14 protein-coding genes are annotated in these 16,898 nt (G+C 43.5%); 3 read left to right on the plus strand and 11 right to left on the minus strand.

The window, feature by feature from the left end:
* Positions 1-188 precede the first annotated feature (188 nt).
* The 5 genes from FLAVO9R_RS12560 to FLAVO9R_RS12580 all read right to left on the minus strand — a co-directional run bounded on the left by FLAVO9R_RS12560 (position 189) and on the right by FLAVO9R_RS12580 (position 7,953).
* Complete coding sequence (locus FLAVO9R_RS12560; protein WP_159531801.1) at positions 189-2,486, minus strand: xanthine dehydrogenase family protein molybdopterin-binding subunit; 2,298 nt, start codon at positions 2,484-2,486, stop codon at positions 189-191.
* Positions 2,476-3,498, minus strand: coding sequence for an FAD binding domain-containing protein (locus FLAVO9R_RS12565; RefSeq protein ID WP_159531803.1), 1,023 nt, complete (start codon positions 3,496-3,498; stop codon positions 2,476-2,478). The genes FLAVO9R_RS12560 and FLAVO9R_RS12565 overlap by 11 nt, the downstream gene beginning before the upstream one ends.
* Entirely contained in the window at positions 3,498-3,995 is a 498-nt protein-coding gene (locus FLAVO9R_RS12570; protein ID WP_159531805.1) for a (2Fe-2S)-binding protein, read from the minus strand. Before FLAVO9R_RS12570 ends, FLAVO9R_RS12565 begins: the two co-directional genes overlap by 1 nt.
* Before the next feature lie 326 nt (positions 3,996-4,321).
* Positions 4,322-6,562 (minus strand): heparinase II/III domain-containing protein, encoded by a 2,241-nt coding sequence (locus tag FLAVO9R_RS12575; protein WP_159531807.1) that lies wholly within the window; start codon positions 6,560-6,562, stop codon positions 4,322-4,324.
* A gap of 365 nt (positions 6,563-6,927) precedes the next feature.
* On the minus strand, positions 6,928-7,953 hold the full coding sequence (locus FLAVO9R_RS12580; protein WP_159531809.1) for a zinc-binding alcohol dehydrogenase family protein: 1,026 nt from the start codon (positions 7,951-7,953) through the stop codon (positions 6,928-6,930).
* A gap of 137 nt (positions 7,954-8,090) precedes the next feature.
* On the opposite strand from FLAVO9R_RS12580, the gene FLAVO9R_RS12585 reads away from it, so the two are divergent.
* Positions 8,091-9,023 carry a LysR family transcriptional regulator gene (locus FLAVO9R_RS12585; RefSeq protein ID WP_159531811.1) on the plus strand — a complete coding sequence of 311 codons (933 nt, stop codon included), beginning with the start codon at positions 8,091-8,093 and terminating at the stop codon, positions 9,021-9,023.
* Here FLAVO9R_RS12585 and FLAVO9R_RS12590 read toward each other — a convergent pair.
* Positions 9,020-9,631 carry an acyl carrier protein phosphodiesterase gene (locus FLAVO9R_RS12590; RefSeq protein WP_159531813.1) on the minus strand — a complete coding sequence of 204 codons (612 nt, stop codon included), beginning with the start codon at positions 9,629-9,631 and terminating at the stop codon, positions 9,020-9,022. The two genes, FLAVO9R_RS12585 and FLAVO9R_RS12590, sit on opposite strands and share 4 nt — an antisense overlap.
* Before the next feature lie 140 nt (positions 9,632-9,771).
* On the opposite strand from FLAVO9R_RS12590, the gene miaE reads away from it, so the two are divergent.
* Positions 9,772-10,530, plus strand: a complete 759-nt coding sequence (gene miaE, locus FLAVO9R_RS12595) for a tRNA isopentenyl-2-thiomethyl-A-37 hydroxylase MiaE (protein ID WP_159531815.1) — start codon at positions 9,772-9,774, stop codon at positions 10,528-10,530.
* Between the two features lie 454 nt (positions 10,531-10,984).
* Positions 10,985-11,581, plus strand: a complete 597-nt coding sequence (locus tag FLAVO9R_RS12600) for a Yip1 family protein (protein WP_159531817.1) — start codon at positions 10,985-10,987, stop codon at positions 11,579-11,581.
* Positions 11,582-11,708: 127 nt separating this feature from the next.
* On the opposite strand, the gene purF is transcribed toward FLAVO9R_RS12600, so the two are convergent.
* The 5 genes from purF to accD form a co-directional block, all read right to left on the minus strand.
* The gene (purF, locus tag FLAVO9R_RS12605; protein WP_159531819.1) at positions 11,709-13,232 is read right to left on the minus strand and encodes an amidophosphoribosyltransferase; all 1,524 of its coding nucleotides are present in this window, start codon (positions 13,230-13,232) and stop codon (positions 11,709-11,711) included.
* Positions 13,233-13,246: 14 nt separating this feature from the next.
* Positions 13,247-13,735, minus strand: coding sequence for a CvpA family protein (locus tag FLAVO9R_RS12610; protein ID WP_013783505.1), 489 nt, complete (start codon positions 13,733-13,735; stop codon positions 13,247-13,249).
* 160 nt (positions 13,736-13,895) lie between these two features.
* The gene (locus tag FLAVO9R_RS12615; protein WP_159531821.1) at positions 13,896-14,504 is read right to left on the minus strand and encodes an SPOR domain-containing protein; all 609 of its coding nucleotides are present in this window, start codon (positions 14,502-14,504) and stop codon (positions 13,896-13,898) included.
* 31 nt (positions 14,505-14,535) lie between these two features.
* Positions 14,536-15,855 carry a bifunctional tetrahydrofolate synthase/dihydrofolate synthase gene (folC, locus tag FLAVO9R_RS12620; RefSeq protein ID WP_159531823.1) on the minus strand — a complete coding sequence of 440 codons (1,320 nt, stop codon included), beginning with the start codon at positions 15,853-15,855 and terminating at the stop codon, positions 14,536-14,538.
* Complete coding sequence (accD, locus tag FLAVO9R_RS12625) at positions 15,855-16,700, minus strand: acetyl-CoA carboxylase, carboxyltransferase subunit beta (protein WP_159531825.1); 846 nt, start codon at positions 16,698-16,700, stop codon at positions 15,855-15,857. The genes folC and accD overlap by 1 nt, the downstream gene beginning before the upstream one ends.
* Between the last annotated feature and the right edge of the window lie 198 nt (positions 16,701-16,898).

Genomic DNA, 16,898 nt, shown 5'->3' on the forward strand with positions numbered 1-16,898 from the left:
GTCATAATATATTGAAATGATGTCCATGAATCACACAATTTATATCAAACCTCTCGACGTGTGACTCATCGCGTCCTTGCGAATTATGAGTCACACATAATTTTATCTTTCCAAAATTGAATATAATAGTTACTACTCTTTCGGTTAAAGCCTATTGGTTCGCCATATATCCTTAACGAACCTCATGCCTAACCTCCACGCTTATTTTGCAGTCCTTCCATTACCTTATCCATTGTGATCGGAAATTCTCGAATTCGCACGCCCGTTGCATCTGCAATCGCATTGGCAATAGCAGCTCCTGCGCCTGTAATACCGAGTTCGCCAATGCCTTTGGCGCCAATAGGAGATGCTTCATAATCTGGCGTTTCTAAGAAATCTAAGGTGACATCAGCAATATCGCGGTTAACTGCAATATGATACTCGCCGAAGTCGGGGTTGATAAAACTGGCCGAATCGGTGTGATGATGAATGGCTTCGGTAAGTGCATACCCTGCCCCCCACACCATACCGCCTTTAATTTGCGAAGACGCCGTTTTAACATTGAGGATTTTACCCGCTGAAAAAATGCCATATTGTCTTTTCAGTCGCACTTCACCTGTGTGGGTGTCCACTTCCACTTCTACGAAATGAGCGCCACAAGAATACTGTTCGTCTTCACTTGTATCATCTTCTCCCACTTCACCTATTTCAGTTAGTGGAAAATTATCCTTATCGATAAGCTCACTTAAAAGAAAACGCTGCGGCTCACTACTATTAGTGTGTGTGTCCACATCTGTTCTCTTAATGTGTGTGTCCAGATTTGTTGTAGTGTGGGTGTCCACATCGGTTTCGTAAACCACCAGCATGTTGCCTTCTAACACCAACTCACATTCCGACGTAAGGTTTGGCAACTTTTGTTTGAGTGTTTTCTTCAACGATTGCTTCAACAACTCGCAGGCCTTCATTAATGCTGAGCCTGTACTTGCCGCGCCGAAAGAGCCCCCAGAACCACAGGATGGTGGCAAGCTGCTATCACCAAGTTGTACATCTACACTATCAAGCTGTGAATGGAATGCGCCTGCCGCTATCTGCGCCAAAATGGTGTAAGATCCCGTTCCGATATCTGTCATATCCGAACGCACAGTAAGCTTTCCATTGCTGTCGAGGCTTATGCTGGCTGCACTGGGTACCAGAACGTTCATACGCATAGCACTTGCCACACCATGGCCTATTAATTTCCCAGGCTTGGGCGCTGGTTTATATTGCCACCCAAATTTCTGTGCCCCTTCTTGTAAGCAATCTCCCAACCTATGGGTAGTAAAGCGCTTACCACTAACAGGGTGAACTTCAGGTAGGTTTTTAATTCGAAAGGTAAGCGGATCTATCCCCGCTTTTAGGGCTAATTCATCTATGGCCGATTCAAACGCCAGCGAGCCAATGGCATCGCCAGGCGAACGTGTAGAATCGATAAGCGGGGTGTCTGCATCCTTTATTCTATGGGTACTGTTTATAAATTCTGCAGCATACGTTACACGTGCTCCCGCTCCAGTAGCCTCGGCAAACTCGTAACCTTTTGCTTTCGGCATAGCACTATGATGTTCAATATCACCTATCAAACCATCACTGTCGCAACTCAAATGCATCTGCTGAAAACTATGTCCTCTATGAGGCGCATTGTAAAATACCTGGCGTCTGCTTAGAACAACCTTCACCGGTCGCTTCAAATATCGCGCCCCTAAACAGGCCAATACGGCATCGTAATGCAAACCTAGTTTAGAACCAAAACCTCCCCCAATAAAGGGGCTTTTCACCTCAATGTTCTCTTCATCTAATTCGAAAGTAACCGCTAACGCTTCCACTGCTGATGCAATAATTTGCACACTGGTATACACGCTTAGCTTTTCGCCATCAAAGTTTGCAATGGTTGCATGTGGCTCCATGGCCGCGGATATTTGAGAGGGGGTGGTATAGTCAGCCTCTATCTCCACTGCCTTTTTATCATGGCTGCTATTTCCACTTTCGACATCAGCTTCAAATCCGCCATCAAGGGAATCAGGCACGGTAGTGGCCTGCTCTGAAGATAGAAGCAAATCTGGACTTTTAGCATCAATCGTATACTCAACCAAACTCGCAGCATAACGGGCTTGCTCCAATGTATCAGCAATGACTAAAGCAACTGGCGCACCAAAATGACGAATATGAGGCTCGTTTAGTACAGCCCTACTCTGCGTAAAACGGCTTTCGCTTGCGGGCTTACTGAATGGCTTAAGCGGTCCAGCATTTTTATAGGTTAGTACAGCATGCACGCCCTCTGCCTTTTCAGCTTTCTCTGTTGATAAATGAGTAATTTCTCCTACGGCAGTGTCGGAAGCTACCAGCCACCCCACTAACGCTTTTTCATCGAACTGCTGCTCGGCTGCATAACGTGCGTGTCCAGTTACTTTTAAAACACCATCTACACGATTTATCGGCTTTCCTAATACGTTTTTCGAAGTATCAATTTTCATAAAGCGCTCCTTCGTAATCATCATTTTCACACTGATGTTCATAAAGTGAATTCAGTACGCTTTTGAATGTATTACGGAGTAAATCAGGTTTGAAATTGTTACTGCCATATACCTTCGCATCGGCCAACTCAGCATCAATAGCGAGGTCTAAAACTTCATCAGAAAACTCAGCGCCTATAAGCATTTTAATAGCGCTCGCAGGGAACCAAGGTTTAGTTCCTACCCCGCCAAAGCCTAATGTAACCTTTTCAATTCTATTGCCTTTTACCACAAGCCCAGCAGCTACCGATACCAAAGCAAAGGCATAAGAAGAACGGTCACGCACCTTACGGTAATATTGGCTGCCATGACGTTGTTTTGGAATAATGACGGCAGTAATAACCTCTTCATTCTCGAGAATATTTTCTATATGAGGTGTACTACCGGGCTCGCAGTAAAATTCACGTACTGGTACCCCCCTTTCCTCACCTGATTTTGCGGTTAGCAGCACTTTTGCATCTAGGGCTATCATAGCTACAGCCATGTCTGATGGATGAGTGGCAATGCAATCATCACTAGTACCTAAAATGGCATGAATACGGTTCATGCTTGTTAATGCCGCACACCCTGAACCAGGTTGGCGCTTATTGCAGGCATTAGTGGTATCGTAAAAATAGTAGCACCGCGTTCGTTGTAGTAGATTGCCTCCGGTGGTCGCTCTATTTCGAAGTTGTACCGTGGCGCCGCTTAATAATGCTTGAGATAGCAAGGAGAGTGATGGCTTGTGATAGGCATAGTTGGCGAGTGCCGTATTCGTAACCATGGCACCAACACGATAATGATCGTCGTATTCAGTAATACTCTGCTCATCTTCCCATTGGCTTAAATTAATCAACTGTGAAGGGGTTTCAACCTGAAGTTTCATCAAGTCGATAAGATTAGTACCTCCAGCAATATACTTAGCGCGGTCTTCGGTTGATAAACCGGTAATATCTTGAGTATGCTTTATATGCTGTACGCTAAAGGGGTTCATTATTGTGGCTCCAAAGCAATAACATCTTGTATTGCATCAACAATATTGGGATAAGCGCCACAGCGGCACAAATTGCCGCTCATTCTTTCCCTGATATCTTCTTTAGATGAGTAATCAGGACCACAGGTTACCGCACTGGGGTTCTTTGCTGCTCGCTCACCAAGCAATGCCACACTTGAGCAAATTTGCCCCGAAGTACAATAGCCGCACTGAAAAGCATCCCGCTCTACAAAGGCCTTTTGTAGGGGGTGTAACTCATCATTCTTGGCTATTCCTTCAATAGTGGTAACCGATTTTCCTTCAAGCTGAAAGGTGAAAACCAAACACGCAATTATTCGCTCTCCGTCAACTAATACGGTACAGGCACCGCATTGACCGTGGTCGCAGCCTTTTTTGGCGCCAAACATAGAGAGATGTTGATGTAAAAAATCGAGTAGCGTGGTTCTTGGATCTTCAGGGAGGGGGTAAGCTTCTTCATTTACAAAAAGTGTAGACATGGCGTTTTCCTATACCGTACAGCTATCAATCCGTTACTGCTCATGAGTTAGCTGAATATTTGTCGTTCACCTTTTCACTACGCCCTCTTTTTATGTTTGGTTCAGCATTTGATGTTGCGATTTAAAAAAGAAAAACCGCACGCTCTTTAGATTGCCGATAACATCTGAATGCTAACGACGACTATTGGAGTTGGTGCGGCTTTAGTTACACTGCGCATTTCATTACGAAAAGCATTGCTATTTAAAAACAGCGTTCACTTACACTTTTCCTTGAACCTGTCATTACGATGCTTTGATTTTATGCCGTAATTTCTATAGCGACCAAATTACTGGTAAAAGTAAGGGCCCGTCCAGCTATACTTTTTACCGTCTACTTTCACACTATGTTTCGCGTTTTGCGACGCATCTTCATTGGAGATAATAAACACTTGCTCCGTGCCTTTAACGTCGGTAATTTTAATACCTGTATAGGCTTCGCTATCAATCATCACGCTCAAATCAGTAATACTACTTTTTGAATTCTGTGATGATTCACTTACTGGGCTATATGACCCATGAGGCTCTACTACCGATACGAACAGGGTATCCTGTGTATCACTTCTGCGAAGCATGATGGCAGGATCGCGTCGTAAGTTAAACTCAGGGTCGTTAGCGCCTATACGGGTAACAAACACTTCATCTTCACTGTTAGTGATAGATGTGATGGTGTAATACTTACCATTACTCAACCACGAAAACTGAGTGTTGTGGTCAGCCGCATCGCCTTTTCCTTCAACGTATAAATGTTGATAGCCATTATCATCACCTAACGGATTCAGGCTCGTTGGCGTATCGTATTTGAAGTTCATATCTAATACTTGGCCAAAATAGTAGAACGGAAAGTCATACTGATTTTTCTTATCTGACTCAACACGCATAATGTCTAACACGAACGGCTTTTCGAAGTTGTCGTTAGCGACCATAGCCATAGTGCGGTGCATCAAGGTACCAGGGTACGCATTTTCTTCTGTCGCACTCACCACTTTGATATCTTCACGTTCAGCATCAAAAGTAAATAATTCAGAATGATGCTGACTTGCAATATCGTAATCGCCGTTAAAATGTTTCTTCTGATTTATTGACAACGTGTTGTGCGCAATGGTGGTTTTCGCCCACGTTTTGTTTTCTTTTAAGTAGTTACCGCCACCTTTTTGCTCAATATTTACAAAACGAGCTAAACCGTAATCTTGTAATACTTCCTCGCCTTTTTCATACATTGAAAAAGAAAGTTTGTCGTAATGGCCATGACTTAAGCCTTGGCCCGCATACTTAAACACCAAGGTCATATCTTCATCACCTTGGCGCAACACACCTATGCCACCTTGCTTGCCATTCACGCCGTCACTTAAGTTCACTGATTGCTTGATAAAAGGTTCAACCTTACCATCGCGAACGTCAATTGCCGCTTGTAGCCCTGATTCTTGCAATAACACTTCGCCTTGTTTTTCAACAACACTAAGCAGTTGTGGATTCTTATCACCGTAGAAATAAGCTAAATCCACCGCACTCACCAAGGAGCTCTTGTAATAAGACATCCCTTTTTGGGCATCGTTAATTGGGAAGAATTCACCATCAGCATCAGACAAATTAAGAAGCGCGTTTACGCCTTTCAATAACACATTGTCTTTGTGCTGAAGTACTTTTAAGTCTGGACGGCTGTTGTCCATTGCTAAAGCAAAAATAAGGAAAGGATACATTGCATAGCGTTGGTAATATGGTCCTTCGGTATAATAGCCATCGGGCGAGAAAGGTTCTTCTAAGTTAGCAAAGAAGCCTTTGCGCTGACCTTCTACCTTAATGGTGCCACCGTCGTTATCTTTACCGCCTACTTCTAAACCATCATCTTCAATACCATACAAGGCACGCTGAATAAGTTCTTCGTCGTTCATTACTAGGCCAATCATACCGACCGCCGCGATGCCCCACGTGCTATGGTTGTGAACGCGATTGAAAAACTGCGGGTTCTCTAGTGAGATAAAATCAGCGAACGGACGGAACAAATTCGTTTCTAGCGTTTCCCGTTCTTCAGCAGAAAGATAATCGTAAATGGCATCATAAGCTTGGCTCATGTAAACCAACCAGTTACTGTCGTTTAAGCACTGCCAAAACAATTTACCACGTGAATACGAGCGTTCTTGAGGGTGAAGCGGTAAATCTTTGTACATGGCTTCATACTGAAACAACATATCGCGAATGTATTTTGCGTATTTTTTGTCGTTCAATACCTGATACAACACACCGGCTTTTTGAGCTACAAAGAAGTTTTGCTTGTGGCGTTGATGGGTATAACCGCCTGAAAAGTCTTTAGGAATAGGCGTATCTATTCCCATAGCAATTTCTGCATCTACTTCCTGTTTAACACTTGATAATGTTGTGTCAAACAGGGGAACTTGGCCTAAATTGTCTCTCATTCTTTCCACACCAGGTTTGGTAAGAATAAGATTAGGGTGTTCTGTTGCTTGCAGGGTAAAAGGCGACATAGTTATGCCCACCGTTAATAACGTAAGGGTAAATTTTTTTATATTCATATTATAAGTTCCGTTTTTAACACTTCGCCTTTTTAGAATTTATTAACAATGGGTGTAGGGTAAAAATTGTTAATAAGAAGATAGCGAATTGAGGATTAGTACAATAACAGAACCTCTAAGGTATAAAAGCTGACCACTGGGAGAAAACGCAAAAACAATCAATCATTTGTTCAAAATGCAATCAGCTGTAGTATTTTTACTAAAAAACCTTGTATAGGCAGGTACTAAATAAAAACGTGAATAGGATGATAAACGTGACGTACCACTTAGTACGCCACGTTGAATACGTTATGTTTCGCTAGTCAAAATTGCATTGAGCTAGTTTTATCACATCAAACTCGATATACGATCCCCCAACAAACAAGTTAGAAACCTTCTAAAACGATTTTTCCAATTGCTGTGCCTGCTTCTAGGGTCTTATGCGCTTCAATTAAGTTCGCCGCATTAATCTTACCCAAATGCTTGCCTACTGTCGTTTTTACGTGGCCTGCATCAATTAACGCGGCAACATCGGATAGCAACTCACCTTGGGCGCTCATATCTTCTGTTTGGAACATTGAACGGGTAAACATAAACTCCCAATGCAACGATATACTTTTAGGCTTGAGCTTTGAAATATCTAATGCTTCAGGGTCGTCAATAAGCGCAATTTTACCCATAGGCTTCATGATTTCTACGTAGGCATCGAGATATGCATCAGTGGCGTTCAAGCTTGCCACATGTGTAACTGGCCCAATATTTAGCGCAGTAATTTGTTCAGCTAATGGTTGGCGGTGGTTAACGACATAATCAGCACCCAAGCTCTTAACCCACTGTATAGAACTTTCACGAGAAGCAGTGGCAATAACCGTAGCACCGGTTAAGGTTTTTAGCAGTTGAAGCATGATTGAACCAACCCCGCCAGCCGCGCCTACTACCAACACGGTTTCGTCAGTTTTCTTGGTATTACCCGCTTGTTGTTTTTCAAGCGCCAAATGTTGGAACAATAATTCCCATGCAGTTATCGCGGTAAGCGGTAATGCCGCCGCTTCGCTATCAGACAAGCTTTTCGGAGCACGGCCAACAATGCGTTCGTCTACTAACTGGAATTCAGCATTAGTGCCTTGGCGCGTTAAATCGCCCGCGTAATACACTCTATCACCTACTTCCAAGGTTTCTACATCATCACCAGCTTCAACCACTTCACCTACCGCATCCCACCCCAAAATTTTAGGTTCACCATTTTCAGGCGATACACGTTGGCGAATTTTAAAATCTACTGGGTTAACGGCAATAGAATTGATTTTCACCAACACATCCCGTCCCGACGCGGCAGGCTTGGCAAGCTCTACATCCGTTAGTGCGTTTTCATCTGTTATAGGTAAAGATGTAGTGTATCCAATTGCTTTCATCGAGAAATCCCCTTCTGCTTAAGTAAAATACTGAACGAATGTGCATATTCATATGCAATGAGAATATAATACGCCTTGACTGTTTCAAATTAAACAGCACAATATTTGAAACATTTTCAATAGAAAATAGATAATCTATGTTACTTGAAGATCTCATTGTTATTTTAAAGGTCGCTGAGTTTCGCAGTATTACTGCCGCAGCATCTAGCTTAGACATGCGCACAGCAACTGCTAGTGCTGCAGTTAAACGAGTTGAAAGTACGCTAGGTTCCGACCTTTTTATTCGAACAACTCGTTCGCTTCGCCTTTCTGCTGCGGGTGAGCGTTATTTACCTGTTTGCGAGCAAGCCATCACCATGCTTGAACACGCAAAGCAAAACTTGCAAGAAGATACGGGAAATATTGAGGGCGAATTACGCATAGGCTTATCGTCAGATTTAGGCCGCAATGTTATTGCCCCTAGGCTTAATAGCTTTATGGATGAGCACACTGGTATCACCATGAAGCTGCATTTAAGTGACAGCAATATCGATTTTTATCGCGACCCTGTTGATATCGCCCTTCGTTACGGCTCGCCAAACGATGCCAGTTTATACGGCTTTAAAATATGTGAGGTCCCTAGGTTGTTGGTCGCCTCCCCCGCTTATTTAAAGAAGCACGGCACACCAAAAACCTTAGAAGACTTACCTAAACACAACGGCCTTTTTTATCAGCTACACGATATTATTTATAACGAGTGGGAACTTACCCGCAACAATCAACCCGTGAAAATTAAAATGCAGGGTAACCGTGCTGCTAATGACGGCGACATGGTGCGAAGATGGTGTGTGAATGGTCATGGCCTTGCGGTAAAGTCTAGTTTAGACATGTGCGACGACCTACTTAATAACCGCGCAGTGGCGTTAATGCCTGACTATATTGTTAAACCTACCCAATTATGGCTAATTTGCCCTAGTAGGCAATCCATAACGCCCGCCGTAAGGTTGCTAAGAGATACCCTTAGGACTCAATGCCAATACCAATTACAACAGTTGGTGACGGCAGGTATTTTTGCCGAGGAGCGAATCTAAACCGTGATAAGTCCGCTGGGAGTACCGCGCTCAGGCCCGTGTTGCTGAACATGTTCAATTAGGGCAGGAAAAAAGCCTAGAAATAGGCTATTCAAGGGCGTGAAGTTTGCTTCTATATCTTGCACGCATTGAGCAAAATCATTTTTAAATCGTATGCGCTTCGCTACCGCCTGTATAGCGAAACCTATCCCTTCAAACTCCGCGTAGTCTGCAAACCAGTTGTGCGTAATCATATGAGAAACACTACGCTGCATAGATGTGGGCATAACAGGCAGCTTCTTTTCCAATAACGAAAAGCTGTGCTCACAAAATGATTCAAAGGGAATGTTAGAGAACCGCGCCCAATGCGTAATTAATAGATGATCGAACAGCATATCTATCGCCACGGGTGCAAAACGCCTGTGCTCAGGTTTAAACAGCGCTTTTGCTTGTTTCACACTAGCATGACTGTCAGTAAACTTATCTACCGTATAGTGGTTTTCTAGGCCTTTACTAACGCCATTACTGAGCGTGGCGAGTGCTACACCTTTGCGAAAATCGCCAAGTAAATTGCCGTAGTGAGAATCAGCATTGGGTTGGGCTAAAAAAAGATGAGCGAGGTAATTCATTGTCCCATTATACGCCAATTAACGAGCAAATCGCTTCCCCCTACAAATATTGTTTGGTATTTGCTAGGTCCCCCATCGGTTCGAAGTATGAATGTGGTACAATTGTGGTTTACGTTAGCCCTAATTTAGTTTTAAAGACAGTGAATACAGCAGAATTACTCGCCCCCATAAATAGGTTTTTACACGCTACAACACCAGATGCATGGGTTGAAGAAGCTACAAAGCCTGAAAACTTTTCCATGCTGCTTTTAGATCATTTGATTTGTGAGCTTAAAGCATCTCAATCGGCCATGTTTCTTATTCGAAAATATGCCGTCGATAAAGAAAGTAGCGATGCCCTTTTGGCGTGGCTGCAACCCTTCGAGCAATACGTGTATAAACGTGAAGGTGACTGGCGAGACTTACTATCTAAAAATAAACTGTCGAAATCTGTTATCCCACGCTCTGATTCAAAATACGGCCAAGACCTTATTGATAAAATGGTGCTGCTGATTAAAGAAGAGTTACATCACTTTTATCAAGTATTGGAGATGATGGACCATTTCGATATTGAGTATCGAAGCATCACCCCTTCGCGCTACGCAAAAGGATTACTTAGGCACGTTAAAACTCATGAGCCAGATGCGTTAGTCGACAAACTAATATGTGGCGCTTATATCGAAGCACGCTCTTGCGAGCGATTCGCAAAATTAGCGCCCCACGTAGATGCAAAGCTTGGTGAATTTTATATTTCCTTGCTTCGCTCCGAAGCTAGGCACTATCAAGACTACTTGTCGCTGGCCACCGATATCGCGGGCAAAGATATTTCAGAAAGAATTGCGTACTTTGGTGAGGTAGAAGCTGAATTAATCACTACCAGTGACAGCGATTTTAAATTCCATAGCGGGCTTCCAGCTTAAGGTATTTATAACGCCCTTACAGGCTTTCTAAAATGAAGGGGTGGAAGTTCGTGGTGTCATGCCGCGCGTTTAACTCATCGTTTCTTGCTACCTTCTCGTTTCACTCCCTTTTAGTCTTGCATAGCTACTATTACCTCTTGTTAATATGTCCAAATCTGGTTGCTCATACCTAATTGATGGCATCGCATTACCTAAGATAATCCTTATATTTGTTAGGCTATTTAGCCATCATTTCTCTCAAATGACTGCCTGACTTCGACCCATCTTGGTGCACCTTCATCAATTAGCTAAATAAGTGCATTTTAGGCCCTGTTTTTCACACTATTTATTTGACTGATTCATCATCCTGTAGCAAAATTGCCGTGTAAAATAAATGTTGCATTTTATACTTCAGCATTAACATTGATTCTTATAATAAATAATACTCTTCAGACTTTCTCAGAGGCGAAGGACAATGCTTTTAAACCATGTTATTGGGATGTACACGCATCCAAAAGAAGAATGCCGTAATATCGATCGACGCCAAGAAACCTTTTTCTACGCTTTTAGCCACATTGCTATTATTGCGTTAATACCCACTATTGTGGCGTATTACTCAACGGCCTACACAGGTTGGAGTATGGGCTCAGACCTAATAAAATTAAGCGAAAGCAGTGCGCTATTAATGGCGACGGGTATGTATTTCGGCTTAGTTGCTGGCGTAGTAGCCTTGGCTGTAGTCATTCATGAGCTCGCTAAAGCGTTTGAATCATCAACTACTTTCACGCAATCATTAGAGTTAGCCGCTTACACCGCTACTCCATTATTTATGGTGGGCTTTGCTGGTTTGTACCCTGAGCTTTGGGTGGTAATGGCAGCACTATTAGTTGGTGTAGGTTATTCAGTCTATCTGCTTTTTTCTGGTGTGCCTTTGTTGATGCAATTGCCACAAGAAAAAGGGTTTATCTATTCCAGCTCAGTGGTTACCTGTGGACTCGTGTTAATGGTTATTCTAATGACTGGCGCAGTACTATTGTGGGGTATTACAACAGGCCCTATTTTCGCCAGCTAGCGAATAAAAAGAAAGTGTTAATTACTTTACCCATTCAGCCATAAAATAATAAACACAAAAAAGCCGCTTAATAGCGGCTTTTTTTATGAGTTAACCACATAGCCATAACTATCTGCTGGCAAATGGCCTAGTCGTTTGAATCGATATTGTGCATATCTAAATTGCTCAACTCTGCTTGCAGAATTGGCGCTTCACGAGACTTCTCTCCACGCGAGATATCAATACGTTCAAGGTAGTCTTGGTCTACATCACCGGTAATGTAGTTACCGTCGAAGACTGAAGTTTCAAAACGTTGAATTGCATCATTTTCTTCCCTTACAGCTTCCACTAAATCAGTGATATCTTGGAAGATAAGGCCGTCAGCTTGAATAAGGTCGGCTATTTGATCAATTTCTCGGCCATAGGCAATCAATTCGTTGGCAGAAGGCATGTCGATACCATACACGTTAGGAAAACGTATTTCAGGCGCTGCAGAGGCGAAGTATACCTTCTTAGCACCAGATTCTCTGGCCATCTCAATAATTTGGCCTGATGTAGTACCACGAACAATAGAGTCATCAACCAACAGTACGTTCTTGCCTTTAAATTCAGACGAGATAGCGTTTAGCTTACGGCGCACAGACTTCTTACGCATAGTTTGGCCAGGCATAATGAACGTACGGCCAATGTAGCGATTCTTCACAAAGCCCTGACGGTACGGCAAATCTAAAGTGTTGGCAATTTGAAGTGCCACATCCATAGACGTTTCGGGAATAGGAATAACGACGTCAATGTCTAAATCACTCCATTCACGAGAAATTTTCTCACCCAATCGACGGCCCATATTCACGCGAGACGCATAAACTGAAATACCGTCGATAAAGCTATCTGGACGTGCAAAATACACAAACTCAAAAATACAGGGTGAGGTAATGGGGTTCTCAGCACATTGTCTGGTATGAAGCTCGCCATTTTCAGTAATGTACACCGCCTCACCTGGCGACACATCGCGGATGAATTGAAAGCCTACCGCATCCAGTGCCACACTTTCTGATGCTACCATCCACTCTTCGCCAAGCTCTGTCATACGCTTACCTAGCGCTAACGGGCGAATACCGTGTGGGTCACGAAATGCCACAATACCTTGGCCGATAATTGCGGCTACCACCGCGTAAGCACCGCGAATTTTCTTGTGTACTTTGGTTACTACTTCAAAGATATGTTCAGCAGTAACACTTAGCCCTGCCACTTGCTGTAGCTCGTGAGCAAGAATGTTTAACAACAACTCTGAATCAGATGTGGTGTTAATGTGACGACGGGCAATTCGAAATACTTCTTCTTGCAAATCGTGAGCATTGGTTAAGTTACCATTGTGCGCAAAAGCAATACCAAACGGTGAGTTCACATAGAATGGCTGTGCTTCGGCTGAACTCGAGGTACCTGCGGTAGGATAGCGAACGTGCCCAATACCCATATTACCCGATAAGCGCTTCATATGACGCGTATGAAATACATCACGAACCAAACCATTTGCCTTACGCAAATTAAACATATTTTGGTCGATGGTCATTATTCCAGCAGCGTCCTGTCCACGATGTTGGATTACCGTTAAACCATCGTACAAAGACTGAGCTACTGGTGTTTTACCAACTATTCCGACAATACCACACATGTGCGTTACCTATATCAAGCGGGATTTAAGAAACTGGAGGAGCCTTTCACATACGTGAAAAACCACTCAATAATGACACCAAATTCGGGAATAAGTACCGACGTTTGCCACCACTGCGATGAGGCAGCAGCAGAGAAAGTGTCCATGAAAAAGAGAAGCGCACTAACGATAAGTACTCCGCGGAGCGCTCCAAATACAATGCCTAAAACGCGATCGGTACCTGACAGGCCTGTTGCCTGAACCAGTTGTCCAATTGCAAAATTTAACATGCCGCCTAACATCAGAGTTGATACAAATAAAGCGGCAATGGCAGCGCCATTTCGAAGATACAAATCATCGATGGCAGTAAAGTATACGGCTAAGTCGGCATAAAAATGGCTGGCAATAAAGAGTGCGCCAAACCATACCACAAGAGAGATGGCTTCTTTAACAAACCCTCTAATAAGGCTTATTAAGGTAGATACCGCAACGATACCCAATATGGAAAAGTCTACCCAGTTCATTGTCTCTTAATTGCGTTATAGTCGCGGAAGTTGTTAGTAGCGACATGCCGTTGGCGAGATGGCGCGCATTCTAACAGAAGCCAGAAAGATTACCAATGTGTAATATTTTTAGCTTCTGATTTTCATAGCGTAGAAAGTGCTGTGTATAAATGGGTTTACACTATTCTACTTTAAACGTGGTGACCTTCCCTTTCAGGTCAGTGAGTTCACGTAAATGTGGCAATGCTGCCTCTAATTTTTGTTTTTCTAAGTCTGGCCCAACAAACACTTTGTTAAGCGGGCCAGAGTTAGTCATTATCCGGCGGCTAAACGCACGATATCCCGCTTTTTCAAGCTTATTCAATAATGACTTTACGTTTTTCTCATGGCGAAAGCTGCCAAGTTGTATAACCCAACCTGCGTCATCCACAGTAGATGAATCCGGTGCTTCAACAATGGTTTGACTGGCAAGAGAATCTTCTGGCGTTATTGAAGCCTCTACCGGCTCAGGCAACGCTTGAGTCTCACTGGGCACATTGGACGTTGCACCTTCATCATCCAACGCCTTATCATCCGTTACCGTTACGGGCAACTGTGCAGCTTTAGCTACCCGCTCACTTGGAAAGGCTTCGGGCTCTACAATAGGTTTCTTAGGGGGACTTGCAGGAACAGATACAAACGGTTCTTTATTGGTTTGCTTCTTGCCATCGAGAAAGTCTGGTAAAAAAATAACTGCCAGCGCCACAATGATGATGGTGCCCACGAGTCTATTCTTTAATGCCGACGTCACTATTATCTCCTGTTGAACTTATTGTTCGATTTTATTGTTGTTCATTTGCGTTGGTATAATTTAACACTTCAGCCACGGTAACAAAGGAACCAAAGACCAATATAAGTTCGCCTTCATGGTAATCATTACGTGCTGCTTTATAAGCATTAGTCACATCATTGAAGGTTTGGATATAGCTTTTATCAAGCTGAGCATCCAAAAGTGCATCCGCTAGCACGTCTGCATCGCACCCTCGAGGGCCTGAAGTGCTTGCTAAGTACCATTGTGCATTCAGCGATGACAAAGGCGCAAGGGTTTCTACAATAGATTTGTCTTTTAACATACCCGCTACCACGCGTATTTTACTTGCGGGGTAACGTTTAAGCCATTCCCGCATTGCGTTGGTTGCTTGGGGGTTATGCGCGACATCCACCACCACTAGCGGGTTATGGCTAATTTCTTGCTGGCGGCCTGGCAAACGGGTATTGGCAATAATCTGCTTTATCGCTGTTTCATCTGGCAGTAAGTCCAATAATTCCAGTGCCGCAAGTGCCGTTGCTGCATTTTGCTGCGGAATATGCGGGTATGGTAGCTGGGTAAATTCAGTATGCTTACCCTTCCATTGCCACGTTCGACTGGTGCTAGCGCTAAGGCTATAGTCAGGCGCGGTATTATCAACAATGAAAAAGTCTTGCTGCGCCCATCGAGCATCAACATCTAATTCAAACACAACTTCACGTAGCGAACTTGGTGGAAAAAGCTCACCAATAACAGCTTTACCATTTTTTCGCATTATACCGGCTTTTTCACGAGCAATTGCTTCGCGGGTATCACCCAGCCAGTCTTGGTGATCAAGGTCAATGGTAGTAATGATGGCTAAATCTGGGTCGAGAATATTGGTGGCATCTAACCTTCCCCCTAGCCCTACTTCCAATACGGCCACATCAACACCCCAATCCTGCATCATTTTCATTGCAGCTAAGGTGCCGAATTCAAAATAGGTTAACGTGATATCGCCTCGGGCTTTTTCGATAAGCTCGAAAGCACGGCAAAATGCGCCTTCTTCAGCCAATTCACCGTTTAGCCGCACACGCTCGCAGTAACTCACTAGATGAGGAGAACCAAACACCGCGACGGTTTTACCTTGCGCAAGCATAGCTTGCTCTAACAAGCGGCAAGTTGTGCCTTTACCGTTAGTACCGGCCACGGTAATAAGTAGAGAGTCTTTTAGATGGATACCCATGGCATTTGCCACAGATTTAACGCGTTCAAGCCCCATATCAATGGCACTTGGATGAATAGATTCAAGATGAGAAAGCCACTGACTCAACGTGGTTGTTGAGTCAGTATTTTGATTTTTTTGTGTATTCACTAATTCTGATGATGCAGCTTAAGTAACAAGCCGTGTAATTTATCACGCATTTCCCTGCGGTCAACAATCATATCAATAGCGCCTTTCTCGACAAGGAACTCACTACGCTGGAAACCTTGTGGTAGCTTTTCGCGTACTGTTTGCTCGATAACACGAGGACCAGCAAAACCAATCAACGCTTTTGGCTCAGCAACGTTAACATCACCTAGCATCGCTAAACTGGCAGAAACACCGCCCATTGTTGGGTCTGTTAGCACAGAAATGTAAGGTAAACCTTTTTTGCTCATTTTTGCCAATGCCGCAGATGTTTTTGCCATTTGCATTAGCGACATAAGCGCTTCTTGCATACGTGCACCACCACTAGCAGAGAAACAAATAAGTGGCGTGTTGTTTTCAAGACAAGCGTTTACCGCAGCAACAAAGCGAGCACCTACCACAGAGGCCATTGAGCCCCCCATAAAGGCAAATTCGAAACTGGCTACTACAACTGGCATACCTTTTAGTTTGCCTTGCATAACTACCAAGGCATCTTTTTCATTGGTTAGCTTTTGCGCGGCTACGATTCGGTCTTTATAACGTTTTGAATCTTTAAATTTTAAGATATCTTGTGGTTCAAATTCACCACCAAGTTCTACGCGGTCGCCTTCATCAAGAAAGCCGTCTATACGGCGACGGGCCGTAATACGCATGTGATGATCGCACTTAGGGCAAACTTCTTGAAGTTTTTCCAACTCAGTTTTGTACAACACAGCTTGGCAAGAGCCGCATTTTGTCCAAATCCCCTCAGGTACATTACCTTTTGTGGATGTTTGCGTACGCGGAAGAATTTTTTGAATCCAGCTCATGGAAAAGGAATCCTTTATATTTATTAGCGCACCGACACTGTTTTTTCATTCGTGCTTTGTGTCAATACTACATGAATATTTCGGTTACTTTATTGTAGCGCAAGAGAAAAATACGCACTACGTTAGTACAACCACCTAATATAGCGCGCTATTAGACCACAATACAGTAAAATGGAAAAAACAAAACTGGTCTAAGAA

This window comes from Alteromonas sp. 38 (assembly GCF_902506055.1).
Classification (GTDB): domain Bacteria; phylum Pseudomonadota; class Gammaproteobacteria; order Enterobacterales; family Alteromonadaceae; genus Alteromonas; species Alteromonas lipotrueae.